The organism is Paenibacillus sp. JT22N7 (genome assembly GCF_059383875.1).
The window spans coordinates 82,636-99,965 of record NZ_JBXENY010000010.1 but is presented as its reverse complement, the minus strand read 5'-3'; the positions used below and the strand labels follow the sequence as shown (position 1 = coordinate 99,965).

The following is a 17,330-nucleotide window of genomic DNA, read 5'->3' as shown; positions in this document are numbered from 1 at the left end:
TATTCGATTGCGCCTTGAGAGGTGTCATACGTGCAAATTAAGGACTTGTTTACGAAGAAGAAATACGCGACAGTACCTTCGGAGCGCCCTAAACGCGACATTCCAGAAGGACTGATGAATAAGTGTACGCGGTGCGGAACGATTCAATACAGCAAAGAGCTGGAGAAGAATCTGAAGGTCTGCTCCTCCTGTGGCTATCACTTCCGCCTTTCGGCTTGGGAGCGCATTGCCATGACGCTTGATGAAGGACAGCTGACGGAATACGATACGGACCTTGTATCGGAAGATCCGCTTGGTTTCCCTGGTTATGCAAGCAAGCTGGAGCAGCAACTGGCTAAAAATCCGAATTTGCGTGAAGCAGTTGTTACCGGCGAAGGAACTATCGGCGGTCTTCCTGTCGTTGTCGCTGTCATGAGCTTTGACTTTTTCAGCGGCAGCATGGGCTCGGTCGTAGGTGAAAAGATAACGCGGGCTGTAGAAGCGGCGCTTGACAAGCGCCTGCCGCTTATTATTTTTTCCACATCGGGTGGCGCACGCATGCAGGAAAGCATTCTGAGCCTTATGCAAATGGCGAAAACAAGCGCAGCGCTCTCCAAGCTTCATGAAGCGGGCGGCTTGTTTATCTCGGTATTCACCGATCCAACGATGGGTGGCGTCTCGGCGAGCTTCGCAAGTCTTGGCGACTATAATTTGGCCGAGCCTGGCGCATTAGTAGGCTTTGCAGGCCGCATTGTAATCGAGCAGACGATTCGTCAGAAGCTGCCGGACAACTTCCAGACGGCGGAATTCAATTTGCAGCATGGCCAGCTTGATATGGTTGTACACCGTAACGACATGAAGCAAATGCTGACCAAACTGCTTGATATGCATACCGCAGGGGAGGGATTGTCTAATGGCGGGTGAGCTTCCGTTCGAGAAACCGCTCAGTGATTTAAGGGAAAAGATAAAGACGCTGGAAACGCTCGCGGCGGGCAATGGCATGGATTTTTCCGAGGAAATTGCCCGTCTTGAGGAGCGCTGCAAGCAGCTGGAACAGGAAATGTACCAGGAGCTGACCCCTGCGCAAAAAATGCATGTAGCGCGCCACCATCAGCGTCCGACGACGCTGGATTTCATTCAGGCGGTGTTTACCGATTTCATCGAGCTGCATGGCGACCGCCTGTTTGCCGATGATTTGGCTATCGTAGGCGGACTTGCCAAGCTGAACGGCGTACCGGTAACGGTTGTCGGACACCAACGCGGCAAGGATACGCGCGACAACATCGCCCGCTTCTTCGGAAGTCCCCACCCGGAAGGTTTCCGCAAGGCGCTGCGCTTCATGCAGCAAGCTAATAAATTTAATCGTCCCATTATTACTTTTATTGATACGAAAGGCGCTTATCCTGGCAATACTGCTGAGGAACGGGGCCAATCGGAAGCAATTGCCCGTAATTTGCGGGAGATGGCTGGTTTCGGCGTGCCGATCATATGCGTCGTTATTGGCGAAGGCGGCAGCGGCGGTGCACTTGCGCTTGGCGTAGGCAACCGGGTGCTGATGCTGGAAAATGCGATCTATTCTGCGATTTCGCCGAATGGAGCAGCTTCGATTCTCTGGAAGGATGCATCGAAAGCTGATCAGGCGGCGGAAGCGATGAAGATTACAGCCAAAGATTTACTCGCGTTTGAAGTCATCGAGGACATTGTAGAGGAGCCGCAGGGCGGTGCGCATCGTGATCTTGCTTTTACAGCAGAGCACTTGAAGACCAAGCTGTGGAGCCATTTGCAGGAGCTGCGCGCCATGACGCCGGAAGAGCTGAAAGAGGACCGCTACTGCAAATTCCGCAAAATCGGCAAGTTCCAGATTGCCCAGCAGGCGCTGGCAGAAGAGCAGCAAACTGCTGAGCTGGCAGACGAGCCTTCCGAGGCAGCAGCAGTAGGCGGAGAACCAAGCACTGAGAAAGCAGCGCAGCCGGAATCGGCGCAGGTATAGTTTACAAATATTTTATACTGTACAAGCTGCTCGTAATCGTGTAATTTAAGTTGTGGTCAAGGTGAAACGGCTTTCGCCGTCCTATGGCGGCACAGCGCGTTTCAGTCCGAGAAATATAAGCCTATTTATATGTGAACAACTTATAAATTCTTATATTTTTAAAAGAATATTAACTAGCAAGGCCTACCATTCAAGCAGGCAATATAACGGAGGAAAACTAAACATGCGTAAAACAAAGATTGTATGTACAATCGGACCATCCAGCGAATCACTTGAAAACACGAAGAAGCTTATTCAAGCGGGCATGAACGTCGCTCGTCTGAACTTCTCCCACGGCGATTTTGAAGAGCACGGTAACCGCATCAAGAATATTCGTCAAGCAAATATCGAACTCGGCAAAACAACTGCCATTCTCCTTGATACGAAAGGCCCGGAAATTCGTCTGGGCAAATTGAAAGAAGAGCCAATTGAACTGGTGCAAGGCGAGAAAATCGCTTTGACAACAGAAGAAATTCTTGGCGACGTAACGCGTATTCCGATTACTTATACGGATCTGCCTAACGACGTTTCGGTTGGTTCGACCATTTTGATCGATGACGGCCTAATTGGCTTGACGGTTGAAGAGGTGCAAGGAACAGAAATCATTTGCCGCATCGTCAACAGCGGTCAAATTAAAAGCAAGAAGGGCGTTAACGTACCAGGCGTAAACATCTCGCTTCCTGGTATTACTGAGAAAGACGCGAACGACATCGTCTTCGGCATTGAGCAAGGCGTAGATTTCATCGCGGCTTCCTTCGTGCGTAAAGCAAGCGATGTTTTGGAAATTCGCGAGCTTCTGGAGCGTCACAATGCGGGTCATATCCAAATTATTTCTAAAATTGAGAACCAGCAAGGTGTAGACAACCTTGATGAAATTTTGGAAGTTTCCGACGGCCTGATGGTTGCCCGCGGCGACCTTGGCGTTGAAATTCCAGCAGAAGAAGTACCGCTCGTACAAAAATCGATGATTCAAAAATGTAATCGCGCTGGCAAGCCCGTTATTACAGCAACACAAATGCTGGATTCGATGCAGCGCAACCCGCGTCCGACTCGTGCTGAGGCGAGCGACGTTGCGAACGCGATTTTCGACGGTACAGATGCGATCATGCTTTCCGGCGAAACAGCTGCTGGTAAATATCCAGTTGAATCGGTACAAACGATGGCTCGTATCGCTGAGCGTGCAGAATCGGCTCTTGAATACCGTGAAATTTTCACGAAACAAGCGAATGCACAGCAAACAAGCGTAACGGAAGCAATCTCCCAAGCGGTAGCTAATTCCGCATTTGACCTGAAAGCGAAAGCGATCGTTACTTCGACGCAAAGCGGCTTCACTTCCCGTATGGTATCCAAATACCGTCCGAAAGCGCCAATCATTGCGGTAACAACAGAAGAGACGGTTATGCGTCGCCTGGCACTTGTATGGGGCGTTATTCCCGTTAAAGGCGCACTCGTTGATTCCACAGACGGTTTGTTCGAAAATGCAGTAACCGGCGCACTCAGCACTGGTTTGCTTGCTCTTGGCGATACAATCGTTATTACGGCTGGTGTGCCAGTAGGCCGCTCTGGAACAACAAACCTAATCAAAATTCACCACATTGGCGAGCTTCTGGCAAATGGACAAGGCATCGGCAGCCAAACAGCTACTGGTACAGTAGTCGTTGCCCGCACGCCTGAAGAAGCTATTGCAAAAACAAAACAAGGTTCGATTCTGGTAACCGTATCGACCGATAAAGAATATATGCCTGCATTCGAGAAAGCGGCAGCTGTCGTAACGGAGCAAGGCGGCATTACTAGCCATGCGGCTGTTTGCGGCATCAACCTCGGAATTCCAGTTATTTTGGGCATTTCTAATGCTACAACTATTTTGGAAGATGGCATGGAAGTTACGCTTTACGGCGAAACAGGCGTTATTTACTCCGGCCAATCCAAGTCTGTATAATTTTCAAAAATATAGGAAAGTATATGATTTCGTCATACTTTCTCTATATTTCTCGGACTGAAACGCCGCGCGCCGCCAGAGGACGGCTTTCGGCCGTTTCACCTTAACTGCATATTTTCTGCTCGTATAGACAGAGCAACAACAAGCGATGGTGATTTCACCGTCGCTTTTGTTGAACTTAAAGGGAGGTTTACATGATGAGCAGCCCGTTGTCTGGATGGTTCGCGCATCCGCTGCGCGTCCGTTATCAGGAAACGGATCAAATGGGGGTCGTGTTTCACACGAACTATTTGAACTGGTTTGAAATTGGGCGCACCGAGCTGATACGATCAGCAGGCTTTGACTACAAATCTATTGAACAAAGCGGCATGCTGCTGCCTGTCATCGATTTGCATTGCCATTATGCATTGCCGGCGCGTTATGACGACACACTGCTTATTTGCACGCGCATTTCGGATTTCACTTCCGTGCGTTTATCCTTTGAATCGGAAATTCGCAAAGTAGATGAGGCGTCGTTTAAGCCCGCTTTTTACGAGCAGCAGGAAAGCCTTCCGGGGGAGCGGCTCGTTACGGGAGGAACCAAGCATGTGTGGGTAAATAAGGAGTGGCGACCTATGCGTTTGGACAAAGGGCTCCCCGCGCTGTATGATTTAATGAGGCAGATAACAAGCTGATTGGTGACGGCTGCTGCCAGCATAAACTGGACGGGAGGAATTTATAATGAAAAAATGGCTCATCGCAGCATTGATTATATTGCCTTTGATTGAGTTTTGGGGCATCGTGCAAGTGGGCAGCTGGCTTGGCGGGTGGAAGACGTTTGGGCTCATCGTTTTGTTCAGTATGGTCGGGGCTTATTTGACGCTGGCGGAGGGACGCAGAGTGTGGGCAGAAGCGCAGCTTCAACTGCAGCAGGGCCAAATACCCGGACGCAAGCTGCTGGAGGGTCTATGTGTGCTGGCTGGCGGTTTGCTGCTGCTTATTCCCGGCTTTTTCAGCGATATCATCGGTCTGACCTTTCTGCTGCCGTTTACCCGTTCCTTTTATCAGCAGATCATGCTGCACTGGCTGGAGAAACGGATACGCGGAGGATCTTTTTCCATACGCAAGTTCTAAGATGTTTACATTAGCTTTACAAATTAATAATACGACACGAATAGTTGTAGCGCATAATAGGGGCATATATGAGGGAGGCGCACAAAATGACAAAACATTTGTCCCACTATGTTAACAGAGATTTAAGTTGGGCCGAATTTAACTGCCGAGTGCTTCAAGAGGCGCAGGATGTAAACAATCCGCTGCTTGAGCGGGCCAAGTTTCTAGCCATTGTATCCAGTAATTTAGATGAATTTATGAGTGTGCGTGTAGCGGGCATTCAAGAGCAAATTAAAGCAGGCTATTCTAAAATTGATTTTACAGGCTATACGCCCGCGGGCTTATGGAAACGATTAATTAAACGCACGAATCAAATGGTGCATGATCAATATAAATCTTATCGGGACGTGCTGCGCGGCTTGGGACGGGAAGGCATTGCCATCCGTTCAATGAGCGAGCTGAATATGACGCAGTCCAAGGCCGTATCGGAGTATTTTCATGAAATTGTATTTCCTGTCCTGACACCGATGGCGGTCGATCAGAGCAGGCCTTTTCCACTTGTACATACGAAGGAATTATATTTAGCTGTTTTATTGCGCCACCCGGAAGCCGCACCTGATGAAGACCCACTATTCGCGATGGTGCAGGTACCATCGATTTTAGCAAGATTTGTCCCGCTGCCTGAACGCCCGAATAGCAAGAAGCGCGAATATGTGCTGCTGGAGGATCTGATTGAGCAGTTTATCGATACCCTTTTCAATGGCTATGGAGCTTATGCGGTGCATGCGTTTCGTTTGACGCGCAATGCTGATTTTACGCTCAATGAAGATGCCGAGGATTTGCTGGAGGAAATTGAGAAGGAGCTGCGCAAACGCCGTTGGGGTATCTCCGTACGGCTTGAGGTTGCTCGCGGCATGCATCCGGATGCGCTGGATATTCTCAAGGATGAGCTGGAAATCGAGGATAACCTGATCGAAATTGATGGACCGCTCGATTTAAGCTTTATGATGAAGTTCGCTCAGGCTATACCAGGCTATGACCATTTGCGTTATGACAAAATGGAGCCGGTCTATCCGATGGAATTTGACGACACTGACGACATGTTTGAAGTGATTCGCCAGCGGGACGTTCTCATGTACCATCCGTATGAATCGTTTGATGCGGTTAATGATTTTGTGCTTCAGGCGGCCACCGATCCGGATGTGCTTGCGATTAAAATGACGATGTATCGGGTCAGCGGCAAGTCAGCGCTCGTTCAAGCGCTGGCTGAAGCAGCCGAATCTGGCAAGCAGGTGACCGTTGTTGTCGAGCTGAAGGCGCGATTCGATGAGGAGCGCAATATTGCTTGGGCGCGCCAGCTGGAGAAAGCGGGCTGCCATGTCGTCTACGGTCTGATTGGATTGAAAACCCATGCGAAAATATTGCTCGTCGTGCGCCGGGAGCAGGACACGCTGCGCCGTTATGTGCATGTGGGCACAGGAAATTACAATGACAGCACAGCGACGCTGTATACTGATATCGGTCTGTTTACATCTCATCCGACAATCGGCGGCGATGCATCGGCGCTGTTCAATGAGGTGACGGGCTATTCCGATCCATATGACTGGAAAGCTTTTGGCGTAGCTCCAACGGATCTCAAGCAGAAGCTGTTCCGCCTTATTGACCGGGAAATCGCCCATGTGGCGGCTGGGAAGAAGGGCCGTGTCATTGCGAAGATGAACTCGCTCTCCAATCAAGAGATGGTCGATAAGCTGTACGAGGCTTCGCAGGCAGGCGTGAAAATCGATTTGATTGTCCGCGGCGTATGCTGCTTGCGTCCTGGTGTTGCTGGCCGAAGCGAGAACATTCAGGTAATCAGCATTGTGGACCGTTATTTGGAGCATGCAAGAGTCATGTATTTCCACAATGGCGGGGAAGAGGAAGTTTATTTATCCAGTGCCGACTGGATGACGCGCAACCTGATGAAGCGGGTGGAGCTGATGTGTCCAGTGTACGACACGCATTTGCGTCAGACGCTCATCAACATGCTGAACTTGAATTTGAATGACAATGTCAAAGCTAGGAAACTGCAGTCAAACGGCACTTATGTTCATGTTGAAAATGAAAATAAACCGTTCCGCAGTCAATTCGAGGCTAGACATATCCCAGGCTGGAAAGTACAAGTATAAAAAAAGAAAAACGCGGTGAAAAAGGAATGCTCCATTCCTTTTTCACCGCGTTATTTTTTATGAAAATATTTAAGGAAAGCAACGATTTCTATGCCTGAATATAATCAGGCAGTTCGAGCACAGGAGTCAGCTTCCACAGCTTGGAAAACTCGGGAGCGAGCTCGCCTACCTCCAGACGCTCAACGGTCAGCGAGCTGCTAGGACGTACGGCATGCAGCTTAAGCTGCTCAGGCGTAAGAGAGACGGCCAGCCTGCTTAGCGCCTGTGTCTCGCTGCGGTCAAGCGCTGAGGCGAGCTGCAGCAGTGTGCCCAGCCTGCAGATTAACTCATAGTCGGATTCGACAAGCATCTCTTTGTAGGGACGGAGCTGTTGCCGTGCCCGACTTTTGCTTTTATAAGATGCGATCGAAGCCGTAATCAAAATTTCCTTATGGGACAATCCATTCAGATGCGAGTTGACGATTAAATAAAACGTATGCTTGGCGTAGTCGTAGTAGTCAATGGAAGCGCCAATTCGAAACAGGCTGGAAGCGGCATCAAGCAAAATCCGCGCTCGCGATGGCATTTGGTGCAGTTCCCTCAGCTCATCGTACAGCTGCAAAGCAAGTCGGTTTACCTGCGATACATGCTGCATCGGTGCAGCGGGATGAAGCATGCTGATGTTATGCAGGCTGAAGCCCAGCACATCCTGATGAGTAGACTCTTGCGAAAATCGTGTATCATGAAAAATGCCGTCGCGCAATCCGGCACCACAAATGATATAGCCTGAAGCTTTAGTCAGCTTGTAAAGCTGGCGCAGCACGGCTAAGCCGGGCACAATAACGTCTACCCGATCTTTGGACAGGCCGGGAAACTTGCTGCGCTTGTCCAGCGGCAGGGCCCGCAGCTGATCAAACACCATTTCGGCGTCCCCTCCGGGTATCGCATAATTATGTGTTTGATGAAAAGGGTAGTTCGTCGCCGCTTGATGGATTTTGCCCAGCGCTCTGGCGGTGCCCCCGACGCCAATCATGGGCAGTCCCTGCGCTTTGGCGAGCCATGGAACGGACTTGAAGGCTTCAAGCGCTGCATTGTCCAGCGCGCGCAAAGCCTCGTCGCTGAGCATGCCTTTGGATGCGAAACGCCGATTCAGGCTCACGCAGCCAAAAGGAAAGGAGACGGAGTGCTGCAGCTTGCGTCCGCGAAACAGCGATACCTCCGTGCTGCCGCCGCCAATATCAACTAATAGACCATCCTCCAGGTCCATCGCATTAATCATCCCAAGGAAGCCAAAGGCTGCCTCTTGCTCGCCGCTAAGCAGTTCTATATCAAGGCCGGTTTCGGCTTTTATCGCTTCCAAAATAACCGCGCGGTTCGAAGCGTTGCGAATTGCCGCTGTTGCCACTGCGCGGATTTCTCCAGTTCGGTTATGGGCGCAAATTAAGCGGAAATGGCTGAGTGTGCCGAGCAGCTCGCTCATTGCCTCAGCTGATAGATTGCCCTGATCGTCAATTCGTTCACTTAAACGCGCCGGGCGTTTGCTCCCATCAATGACGCGGTGTGCTCCGTGTGCTGTTCGCTCATAAACAACGAGCCTCACCGAGTTGGAGCCTATATCTATAATACCAATGCGATGTTCATTCATAGCGAACCTCCGATTTTTTGCAATAATTTATTTTAACATAGCAGATGAAGAATGTCCTAAGATGCGTAAGGCGACATTCAAAGCAAGCTTCTAGGGTTGCGAATCACGATATTCGAGATTTGTCGAATCAAGAATAAAAATGGATGTGTAAGACATATTAAAGGAGGCAGTTTATTAAACAATCTGGAGGTTTTACGAATGAATCAGTTTTCACAAACGAATATTAGCCAACAGCTTTCACAATGCGAGCATCTTCTACAGCAGCTGATGCAGCAAACACAGCAAGCATCAGGCATGTATCAGCAATTGTTGAAGCAAGAACAAGCGAATGCCGCCCAGTTGGAGCAAATTGCTCAGCGTGAGCATCAAGCGGCCCATATTATCCAAACCTCATTGCAAGGTCACCAAAAGGCGATGCAGCAAATGCAGCAAATTTCTAGCATTTGCAATCAAATTTCCAGTTCAAATGCGAACCAATCCTTTGCTTATCAGCAGCCACAGTACCAAGGCTCATCGTTTGGAGAGTTAAATCATTAACCTTCAAGCCATTTGTTTCTTTAGCCTATTATAGGGAAGAAAACTTGCTGCGCAGCAGGCCCTTGTCATTTCGGCATCAATCAATAACAGCAAAAATGAAGCAGCGGCTGTTTCCCGGTATTTTGCCGGGGAGCGGTCGTTTCGTCTATTTACAAACGATTATTAAAGCTTGTATCGTGATCGGTTAGTACTCTGCCTGTTTTTCTGTTAAGATAGAAGACAGGCGTTTACATCTAACTACATAAGCAGGTACCAGATCTGTCAGGGTGTCGAAAGGTGAGGTTATTTCACATGCCAGCAACCCCATCACAATTTTCTTTCTTACTGATAAAGCATTTTTATATGTGCTTTTGTTCACTTTGTTGTCAAAATCATTTATGATTATACGGACGACATGGATTCGAATGATATTTTGCGATGTGAAATTTCCAAGCTAAAGGAGAGAGAACGATGACAGCAACTAAAGGTCTGGAAGGAATTGTCGCCGCTTCTTCGTCAATCAGCTCGATTATTGACGGAGTGTTGACATACCGCGGTATAGATATTGATGATTTGGCAGAAAATGCGACATTTGAAGAGGTTGCCTATTTGTTATGGTATGGCAAACTGCCTAATCGTTCCGAGCTAGCAAAACTGCAAGAGCAGTTAGATGCATACACAGCAATTCCTGAAGGCGTTATCCAGCAAATTAAGCTGTACCCGAAGGACACGAATTCGATGGCGGCACTTCGTACAGCCATTTCAAGCCTTGCTCTATATGATGAGTCGGCTAATGAAATGACTGCTGAAGCTAATCAGCTGAAAGCGATTAAGTTGCAGGCGCAATTGCCAGCCGTTGTAGCAGCGTTCGCTCGCATTCGTGAAGGCAAAGATCCAATTGCTCCGAAGAAAGGCGTATCCATCGCCCATAATTTCCTGTACATGCTTACGGGCAAAGATCCTGAAGAGGTTGCAGTGAAAGCGCTTGATCAGGCACTTGTGCTGCATGCTGACCATGAGCTTAACGCATCTACATTTGCGGCACGTGTAACGGTAGCGACTTTATCTGACATTTATTCCGGTGTTACCTCGGCAATCGGCGCGCTCAAAGGCCCGCTGCATGGCGGCGCTAATGAAGCGGTAATGGTTATGCTGGAGGAAATCGGCTCCTTTGCCAATGTTGAGCCATATATCAACAATGCGCTTGCGAACAAGCAGAAGATTATGGGCTTCGGTCACCGCGTTTACAAAAACGGCGATCCACGCGCCAAGCATCTGCAAAAGATGTCGCAAGAGCTCGGCAAGCTGACTGGAAATTTGGAGCTTTATGAAATGTCGATCAAGATCGAAGAGCTCGTTACCGGTCAAAAAGGCCTTAAGCCAAATGTAGATTTCTACTCTGCTTCCGTCTATACGACACTAGGCATTGCTCGTGATCTATTTACGCCAATTTTTGCGATTAGCCGCGTTTCCGGCTGGAGTGCTCATATTCTTGAGCAATACGAGAACAATCGCTTGATTCGTCCTCGCGCCGACTATATCGGTCCAGTCAACGCGAAATATATTCCAATCGACGAGCGCTAAGCGCTGCTTTTAGTACCGTTACACAAATTAAAGGAGGAATTATAAACAATGGCTCAATTCGAAAAATTCGCATTACCTACTGAAGGCGACAAAATCACTATCGACAACGGTGTGCTGAACGTTCCTAGCAATCCAATCATTCCTTTCATCGAAGGCGACGGCACAGGCCGCGACATCTGGCGCGCTTCGAAACGCGTGCTTGACGCAGCTGTAGCGAAAGCTTACGGCGGCGACAAAAAGATCGCTTGGTACGAAGTTTTTGCCGGCGAGAAAGCATTCAATGAATACGGCGAGTGGTTGCCAGCTGATACGCTGACAGCGATTCGTGAATATATCGTAGCAATCAAAGGTCCTTTGACTACGCCAATCGGCGGCGGCATCCGTTCCCTGAACGTAGCGCTTCGCCAAGAGCTTGACCTGTACGTATGTCTGCGTCCTGTTCGTTACTTCGACGGCGTTCCTTCCCCTGTAAAACGCCCTGAGCTGGTTGACATGGTTATTTTCCGTGAAAACACAGAGGACATTTATGCAGGTATCGAGTACCAAGAAGGTTCCGCAGAAGTGAAAAAAGTGATCAACTTCCTGCAAACTGAAATGGGCGTTAACAAAATCCGTTTCCCTGAAACTTCCGGTATCGGCATCAAGCCGGTTTCCAAAGAAGGTTCGCAGCGCCTTGCCCGCGCAGCAATTGAATATGCGCTTAAGCATGGCCGCAAGTCGCTTACACTGGTACACAAAGGCAACATCATGAAATTTACAGAAGGAGCTTTCAAAAACTGGGGCTACGAAGTAGCTGAAACAGAATTTGCAGAGCAAACCTTCACTTGGGGTCAATATGACCGAATTAAAGAAGCAGAAGGCACAGAAGCTGCAAATGCAGCACAAGCAGCTGCGGAAGCAGCAGGCAAGCTGATCGTGAAGGACGCTATTGCGGACATCGCTTTGCAGCAAGTTCTGACTCGTCCGACTGACTTTGACGTAATCGCAACGCTGAACCTGAACGGCGACTACCTGTCCGATGCACTTGCAGCGCAAGTTGGCGGTATCGGTATCGCTCCAGGAGCAAACATCAACTACTTGACTGGACATGCTATTTTTGAAGCTACGCATGGTACAGCTCCTAAATATGCAGATAAAGACGTTGTTAACCCAGGCTCGGTTATTCTCTCCGGCGTAATGCTGCTTGAGCACCTTGGCTGGCAGGAAGCGGCTGACCTGATCTACAAAGGTCTGGAAGCATCGATCAACAACAAAACAGTAACTTATGACTTTGCCCGCTTGATGGATGGCGCTAAAGAAGTGAAATGCTCCGAGTTCGCTGACGAGGTTATTAACAACTTCTAGAACCAACAATGGCTGGAGGTAATGAGACAATGGCAATCAAACGCAGAAAAATTACTGTTGTTGGAGCAGGCTTCACAGGCGCTACAACTGCCCTGATGGCAGCACAAAAAGAGCTAGGCGACGTTGTGCTCATCGATATTCCACAATTGGAAAACCCGACAAAGGGCAAAGCGCTTGACATGCTTGAATCGACACCAGTACAAGGCCTTGATGTTAACATTATCGGGACGTCTGACTATGCAGATACGAAGGATTCCGATGTCGTTATAATTACTGCGGGCATTGCCCGTAAACCCGGCATGAGCCGTGACGATCTTGTTAACACCAACGCGGGTATCGTGAAATCCGTTTGTGAGAACGTAAAGGCAACAAGCCCTAACGCTTATGTCATTATTCTTAGCAACCCGGTTGACGCTATGACTTACGTTGCTTACCAAGCGCTTGGTTTCCCTAAAAATCGCGTTATCGGCCAATCCGGCGTTCTTGACACTGCTCGTTACTGCACATTTATTGCGCAAGAGCTTAACGTTTCCGTGGAAGATGTTCGCGGCTTCGTGCTTGGCGGTCATGGCGATGATATGGTTCCACTTGTTCGGTATTCCAACGCTGGCGGTATTCCTATCGAGAAGCTGATCTCAGCTGAGCGCATTGAAGCGATTGTACAGCGCGCTCGTGTTGGCGGCGGCGAAATCGTTAATTTGCTCGGCAACGGCAGCGCATATTATGCGCCAGCTGCAGCGCTTGTGCAAATGACAGAAGCGATTTTGAAGGACAAAAAACGCATTATTCCAGTTATCGCTTACCTTGAAGGCGAATATGGCTATGACGATCTGTTCATGGGCGTACCCGCGGTTATTGGCGGCGATGGCATTGAGAAAGTGCTGGAGCTTGATTTGACGGCAGAAGAAAAGGCTGCGCTTGATCAATCAGCGCAATCGGTTCGAAATGTTATCCAAATCGTAACTGCTTAATGGACTTAGCTAAAGCAAGCTGGCTTTTATAAAAGATTTAGTACGGGAGGACCCTGACACTTTGCTGGCAGGGTTTTTCCGTTTGAAATATAAGAAGTTGTAAGGTTCCCCCTTATAATGGGCTTATATTTGTAATGGGTCTATTTTTTAGGATGCTTAATGTGCAAAGGGAGGGAAAGAAGCATGCTGGAGCAAGCTAGAGCCGAGCTGAAACGGGTGTACGGCTATGACTCGTTTCGACCTGGACAGGAAGCCATTATTCAAGGAATACTGGAAGGCCGGGATACGCTTGCCATTCTCCCGACTGGCGGAGGCAAGTCCGTCTGTTACCAAATACCGTCCTTGCTGCTGAATGGAACGACGCTTGTTGTTTCTCCGCTCATATCGCTTATGAAGGATCAGGTCGATGCGCTGAACAGGCTCGGCATTCCAGCGGCATTTTTGAACAGCTCGCTTGGAGCTGTAGAATACCGGGAAGTACTGCGAAGCGCGTTCAGAGGCGATTACAAGCTGCTGTATGTGGCGCCAGAGCGGCTTGATGCGCCAATGTTCAGCTCACTTAGCGAGCAGATGGAAATTCCGATGATCGCCATTGATGAGGCCCACTGTGTCTCGCAGTGGGGGCATGATTTCCGCCCAAGCTATCGCCAGCTGGCAGGCTGGATTGGACAGCTCGCTAACCGTCCGCTAGTTGCAGGCTTTACCGCAACGGCAACGGACGAGGTGGCGCGGGATGTATCGGCTATGCTGGGCATGCATGATCCGAATATTTTTGTGAGCGGCTTTGCTAGGCCGAATTTATCGTTGTCGGTCATTAGCGGGGCGGACAAAAAGAAATTTTTGCAGAAGTTTATAACCGAGCGCGAAGAGCAGTCGGGCATTATTTATACGGCTACGCGCAAAGAAGCCGAGTCCGTGCATGATCAGCTTGTACGCAAAGGGATTGCCGCAGGCAAATATCATGGCGGCTTGTCCGACGAGGAGCGAGCGACGACTCAGGAGCGCTTCCGTTTCGATGAACTGCGCGTAATGGTCGCCACGAATGCGTTTGGCATGGGCATTGACAAGCCTAACGTGCGTTATGTGCTGCACTGGCAAATGCCCGGCGACGTTGAGTCGTATTATCAGGAAGCGGGCCGGGCGGGACGCGACGGCGAGGAAAGCGAATGCATTTTGCTGTTCGAGCCTCAGGATGTGCAGGTGCAGCGGTTTCTTATCGAGCAGGGCGTCGGCGATACAGAACGGAAGTCGATTCAGCTGTCCAAGCTGAATACGATGATGAACTACAGCCGGACGCATCGCTGCCTGCAGCAGTTTATCGTCGATTATTTTGGCGAGAAAAATGTAGAGCCGTGCGGAAAATGCGGCAACTGCCTCGATAAAAGCGAGCTGGTTGATCGAACGTCAGAAGCGCAGAAGGCCCTTTCCTGCGTTGGCAGAATGCGCGGCCGGTTTGGCGTGACGATGGCAGCTAAAGTTCTTAAAGGCTCACGCGACAAACGGTTGCTGGAGTTCAGGCTGGATGAGCTCACTACATATGGGCTGCTCAGCAGTTGGCCAGAGAAGGAAATTACCGATTGGCTATATTGGCTTGTAGCCGAGGGCTACTTGCGGATGAGCGATGGGCAATATCCGACCGTCTCGCTCACGACGAATGCTTTGCCTGTTCTGGAAGGCAAGGAGACGGTCATGCAGCGTTTGCGGACAACGGTAAAACGCAGGGATTCGGGGCAGGGCGGAATGGCTTCGCCGCTGTTCGATGCGCTCAAGCAGTGGCGCAAAGAGACGGCAGCCCGCGAAAATGTGCCGCCGTTTATGCTGTTTTTTGATGCAACGCTCAAGGAACTGGCTGATGCCAGACCACTCACGGAAGATGAGCTGCTGCAAACGAAAGGGATTGGTGCAGCCAAGGCGCGGAAATATGGTGCCGAGGTGCTGGCTATTATTGGCGAGCATGCAGGCAAGCCTAACGAAGCAGCAGGAGGGGCAGCTTCCTTTTCAGGGCAGGCATCTGCTGTTGGGCAGTCAAGGACGGCTTCCGCAGAGTCTTCCAGCAGGGGAGGGAATGATGAAACGCCTAGCCATGTGCTGTCTTTAGAGCTGTTTAATGAAGGCAAATCGCCGCAGGCCATTTCCGCAGAGCGCGGCCTCAGCCGGGTAACAGTGGAAGGGCATATTATCCGCTGTGCGGAGGAGGGCTATGAGCTGGACTTTAGCCGAATTATTCCCGCCCATCGCGAAGAGGAAATTGTAGCAGCCATTATGGAGCTGGGTCCCGAGAAGCTGCGTCCGATTAAAGATGCGCTGCCGGACGATGTCGATTATTTTGCGATCCATGCCGTTATTTTTAAATACGGCCTGAAGGCAGAGGATTGAGCGAAGGCTAGTTTTTTAACGGAGTAAGTTAATGGGTTTATGGAAGTTCTTTGTATTTGCTAGGTTCATTTAGTATACTGTGTTTAGTAGAAAAACGGTGCTAATGCAGCGCTGGCGGGCACTCATCGCATCGCTACAATAAAGCTTGCGCATTTAAGCGCAAGCTTTGCCATGTGAGAATTAAGCCGATGCTTGCCTTGCGCTTGCTGCCCCGCAAATTTTTTTAGGAGGAAAGCTGAATGTATAACGTAATGGTTTTGCTGCATTTATTGGGCGCTGTAGGGATGGGTTTTTATATTGTGCTGCCGATTATGATTGGCCGGGCATCGAAGCTTGCAGGAGTAGGACAGGAAGGGCTGGCTGATGGCCTGCTGTCGGCAAACCGGGTCGCACAATATTTTCTCATTGTCCAACTGCTGACAGGCGGCTACATGATGTCGAAAGGCGATTATGCCGTAATCTGGATGATTATTGTAACGGTTTTGTTTTTGGGGATTGCCGCATTGGGCGGTATTATTACGAAGCCGCTGAAGCGCATCGTTTCTTCTATTCGTGAAGGTCAAAGCGCTTCCGCACATATCGGCAAAGCTCGCGTCATGAGCCTAATCGTGCTGGTGCTGTACCTGGTTGTTATTTATTTTATGCGTTTCCCGATTTTTGCTACAGTATAGCAAGTCGGCAAGTGAACACCGTGTTTGTTTGATTATGGAAGGAAAGCGAACTCAAATCAACGTTGCAGGGGGCGGAGAATGTGGGACAAGCATCACCAGACATCATTACATTCGGAGAATCGATGGCGCTATTTATGCCGCAGGAGCATAAGGCGATTGAACGGGCGACTACACTGGAGCAGGGCTTCGGCGGGGCGGAAAGCAATGTCGCCATTGGCCTTTCACGCTTAGGAAGCTCGGTAGGCTGGTTCGGCGCTCTTGGTAATGATCCTTTCGGGCGGATTATATTGAAAACGCTTCGCGGGGAAGGGGTAGATGTATCCCGCGTCAGGCTGAGCGAAGAAGCGCCAACGGGCATGATGTTCCGCGAGACGGTAGCAGGCCGCATGGCCGTGCATTATTACCGCAAGCATTCTGCTGCAAGCCGGATGGAGCCAGAGCATCTTGATGAGGCGTACATTCAAGGATCGAAGCTGCTGCATGTAACGGGAATTACAGCGGCGCTTAGCGAGAATTGCCGCCGGACGGTGCGGAGAGCCATCGACATTGCAAAGGATGCTGGCGTCAAAGTAAGCTTTGATCCCAATTTGCGGCTGAAGCTTTGGTCGATCGAAGAAGCGCGGGAGGTGCTGCTGCCCTTTGCGGCTGATGCGGATTACTTTTTGCCGGGCTGGGATGAGCTGATGCTGCTTTACAACACAGATAGCTATGATGTTGTAAAGCAAAAGCTGCTTGAACTGGATGCGGTGAAGATCATTAAAGGCAAAGATGATGCGACGATCGTGCTGGATGGCAGCGAGGAAACGGCTGTTCCTTTCTATAAGGCGGACAAGGTTATTGATACGGTCGGAGCGGGCGATGGTTTTTGCGCTGGCTTTTTGGCAGGGATTATGAAGGGAATGACGCCTGTCGAAGCTGTAAAGCTTGCGAGCATCAATGGCTCACTCGTCGTTCAAATGCGTGGAGATTGGGAGGCGCTTCCAGAATGGAGCGTTGTCGAGCAGCGAATGAGCGATAAAGCATGGGTGGAGCGTTAA

14 protein-coding genes are annotated in these 17,330 nt (G+C 49.8%); 13 read left to right on the top strand and 1 reads right to left on the bottom strand.

Annotated features, from left to right (window positions below):
- Positions 1-30 precede the first annotated feature (30 nt).
- The 6 genes from accD to ppk1 all read left to right on the top strand — a co-directional run bounded on the left by accD (position 31) and on the right by ppk1 (position 7,207).
- On the top strand, positions 31-903 hold the full coding sequence (gene accD / locus AC50Y5_RS24695) for an acetyl-CoA carboxylase, carboxyltransferase subunit beta (RefSeq protein ID WP_056039797.1): 873 nt from the start codon (positions 31-33) through the stop codon (positions 901-903).
- Positions 893-1,969, top strand: a complete 1,077-nt coding sequence (locus AC50Y5_RS24690; RefSeq protein ID WP_056039799.1) for an acetyl-CoA carboxylase carboxyltransferase subunit alpha — start codon at positions 893-895, stop codon at positions 1,967-1,969. The genes accD and AC50Y5_RS24690 overlap by 11 nt, the downstream gene beginning before the upstream one ends.
- Positions 1,970-2,192: 223 nt before the next feature.
- Positions 2,193-3,947, top strand: a complete 1,755-nt coding sequence (pyk, locus tag AC50Y5_RS24685; RefSeq protein WP_056039801.1) for a pyruvate kinase — start codon at positions 2,193-2,195, stop codon at positions 3,945-3,947.
- Positions 3,948-4,144: 197 nt separating this feature from the next.
- Positions 4,145-4,621, top strand: a complete 477-nt coding sequence (locus tag AC50Y5_RS24680; RefSeq protein WP_056039803.1) for an acyl-CoA thioesterase — start codon at positions 4,145-4,147, stop codon at positions 4,619-4,621.
- Positions 4,622-4,667: 46 nt separating this feature from the next.
- The gene (locus AC50Y5_RS24675) at positions 4,668-5,060 is read left to right on the top strand and encodes an FxsA family protein (protein WP_056039805.1); all 393 of its coding nucleotides are present in this window, start codon (positions 4,668-4,670) and stop codon (positions 5,058-5,060) included.
- Between the two features lie 86 nt (positions 5,061-5,146).
- Positions 5,147-7,207: a polyphosphate kinase 1 gene (gene ppk1 / locus AC50Y5_RS24670; protein ID WP_494864050.1), complete on the top strand. Its 2,061-nt coding sequence runs from the start codon at positions 5,147-5,149 to the stop codon at positions 7,205-7,207.
- Between the two features lie 88 nt (positions 7,208-7,295).
- Here the strand turns inward: ppk1 and ppx are convergent, their stop codons facing one another.
- Complete coding sequence (gene ppx / locus AC50Y5_RS24665) at positions 7,296-8,831, bottom strand: exopolyphosphatase (RefSeq protein WP_056039809.1); 1,536 nt, start codon at positions 8,829-8,831, stop codon at positions 7,296-7,298.
- A gap of 198 nt (positions 8,832-9,029) precedes the next feature.
- Between ppx and AC50Y5_RS24660 the strand changes: the two genes are divergently transcribed.
- The 7 genes from AC50Y5_RS24660 (at position 9,030) to AC50Y5_RS24630 (ending at position 17,330) form a co-directional block, all read left to right on the top strand.
- A complete protein-coding gene (locus AC50Y5_RS24660) occupies positions 9,030-9,368 on the top strand; it encodes a hypothetical protein (protein ID WP_056039810.1) in 339 nt (112 codons plus the stop codon).
- Positions 9,369-9,818: 450 nt separating this feature from the next.
- Positions 9,819-10,931, top strand: a complete 1,113-nt coding sequence (gene citZ / locus AC50Y5_RS24655; RefSeq protein ID WP_046229430.1) for a citrate synthase — start codon at positions 9,819-9,821, stop codon at positions 10,929-10,931.
- Between the two features lie 48 nt (positions 10,932-10,979).
- Positions 10,980-12,275 (top strand): NADP-dependent isocitrate dehydrogenase, encoded by a 1,296-nt coding sequence (gene icd / locus AC50Y5_RS24650; protein WP_056039812.1) that lies wholly within the window; start codon positions 10,980-10,982, stop codon positions 12,273-12,275.
- Between the two features lie 29 nt (positions 12,276-12,304).
- Positions 12,305-13,246: a malate dehydrogenase gene (gene mdh, locus AC50Y5_RS24645; RefSeq protein ID WP_494864049.1), complete on the top strand. Its 942-nt coding sequence runs from the start codon at positions 12,305-12,307 to the stop codon at positions 13,244-13,246.
- A 183-nt stretch (positions 13,247-13,429) separates the two neighbouring features.
- Positions 13,430-15,622 (top strand): DNA helicase RecQ, encoded by a 2,193-nt coding sequence (recQ, locus tag AC50Y5_RS24640; protein ID WP_494864048.1) that lies wholly within the window; start codon positions 13,430-13,432, stop codon positions 15,620-15,622.
- A gap of 239 nt (positions 15,623-15,861) precedes the next feature.
- Positions 15,862-16,293, top strand: coding sequence for a hypothetical protein (locus tag AC50Y5_RS24635; protein ID WP_056039818.1), 432 nt, complete (start codon positions 15,862-15,864; stop codon positions 16,291-16,293).
- Positions 16,294-16,373: 80 nt separating this feature from the next.
- Positions 16,374-17,330 (top strand): sugar kinase, encoded by a 957-nt coding sequence (locus AC50Y5_RS24630; RefSeq protein ID WP_056039820.1) that lies wholly within the window; start codon positions 16,374-16,376, stop codon positions 17,328-17,330.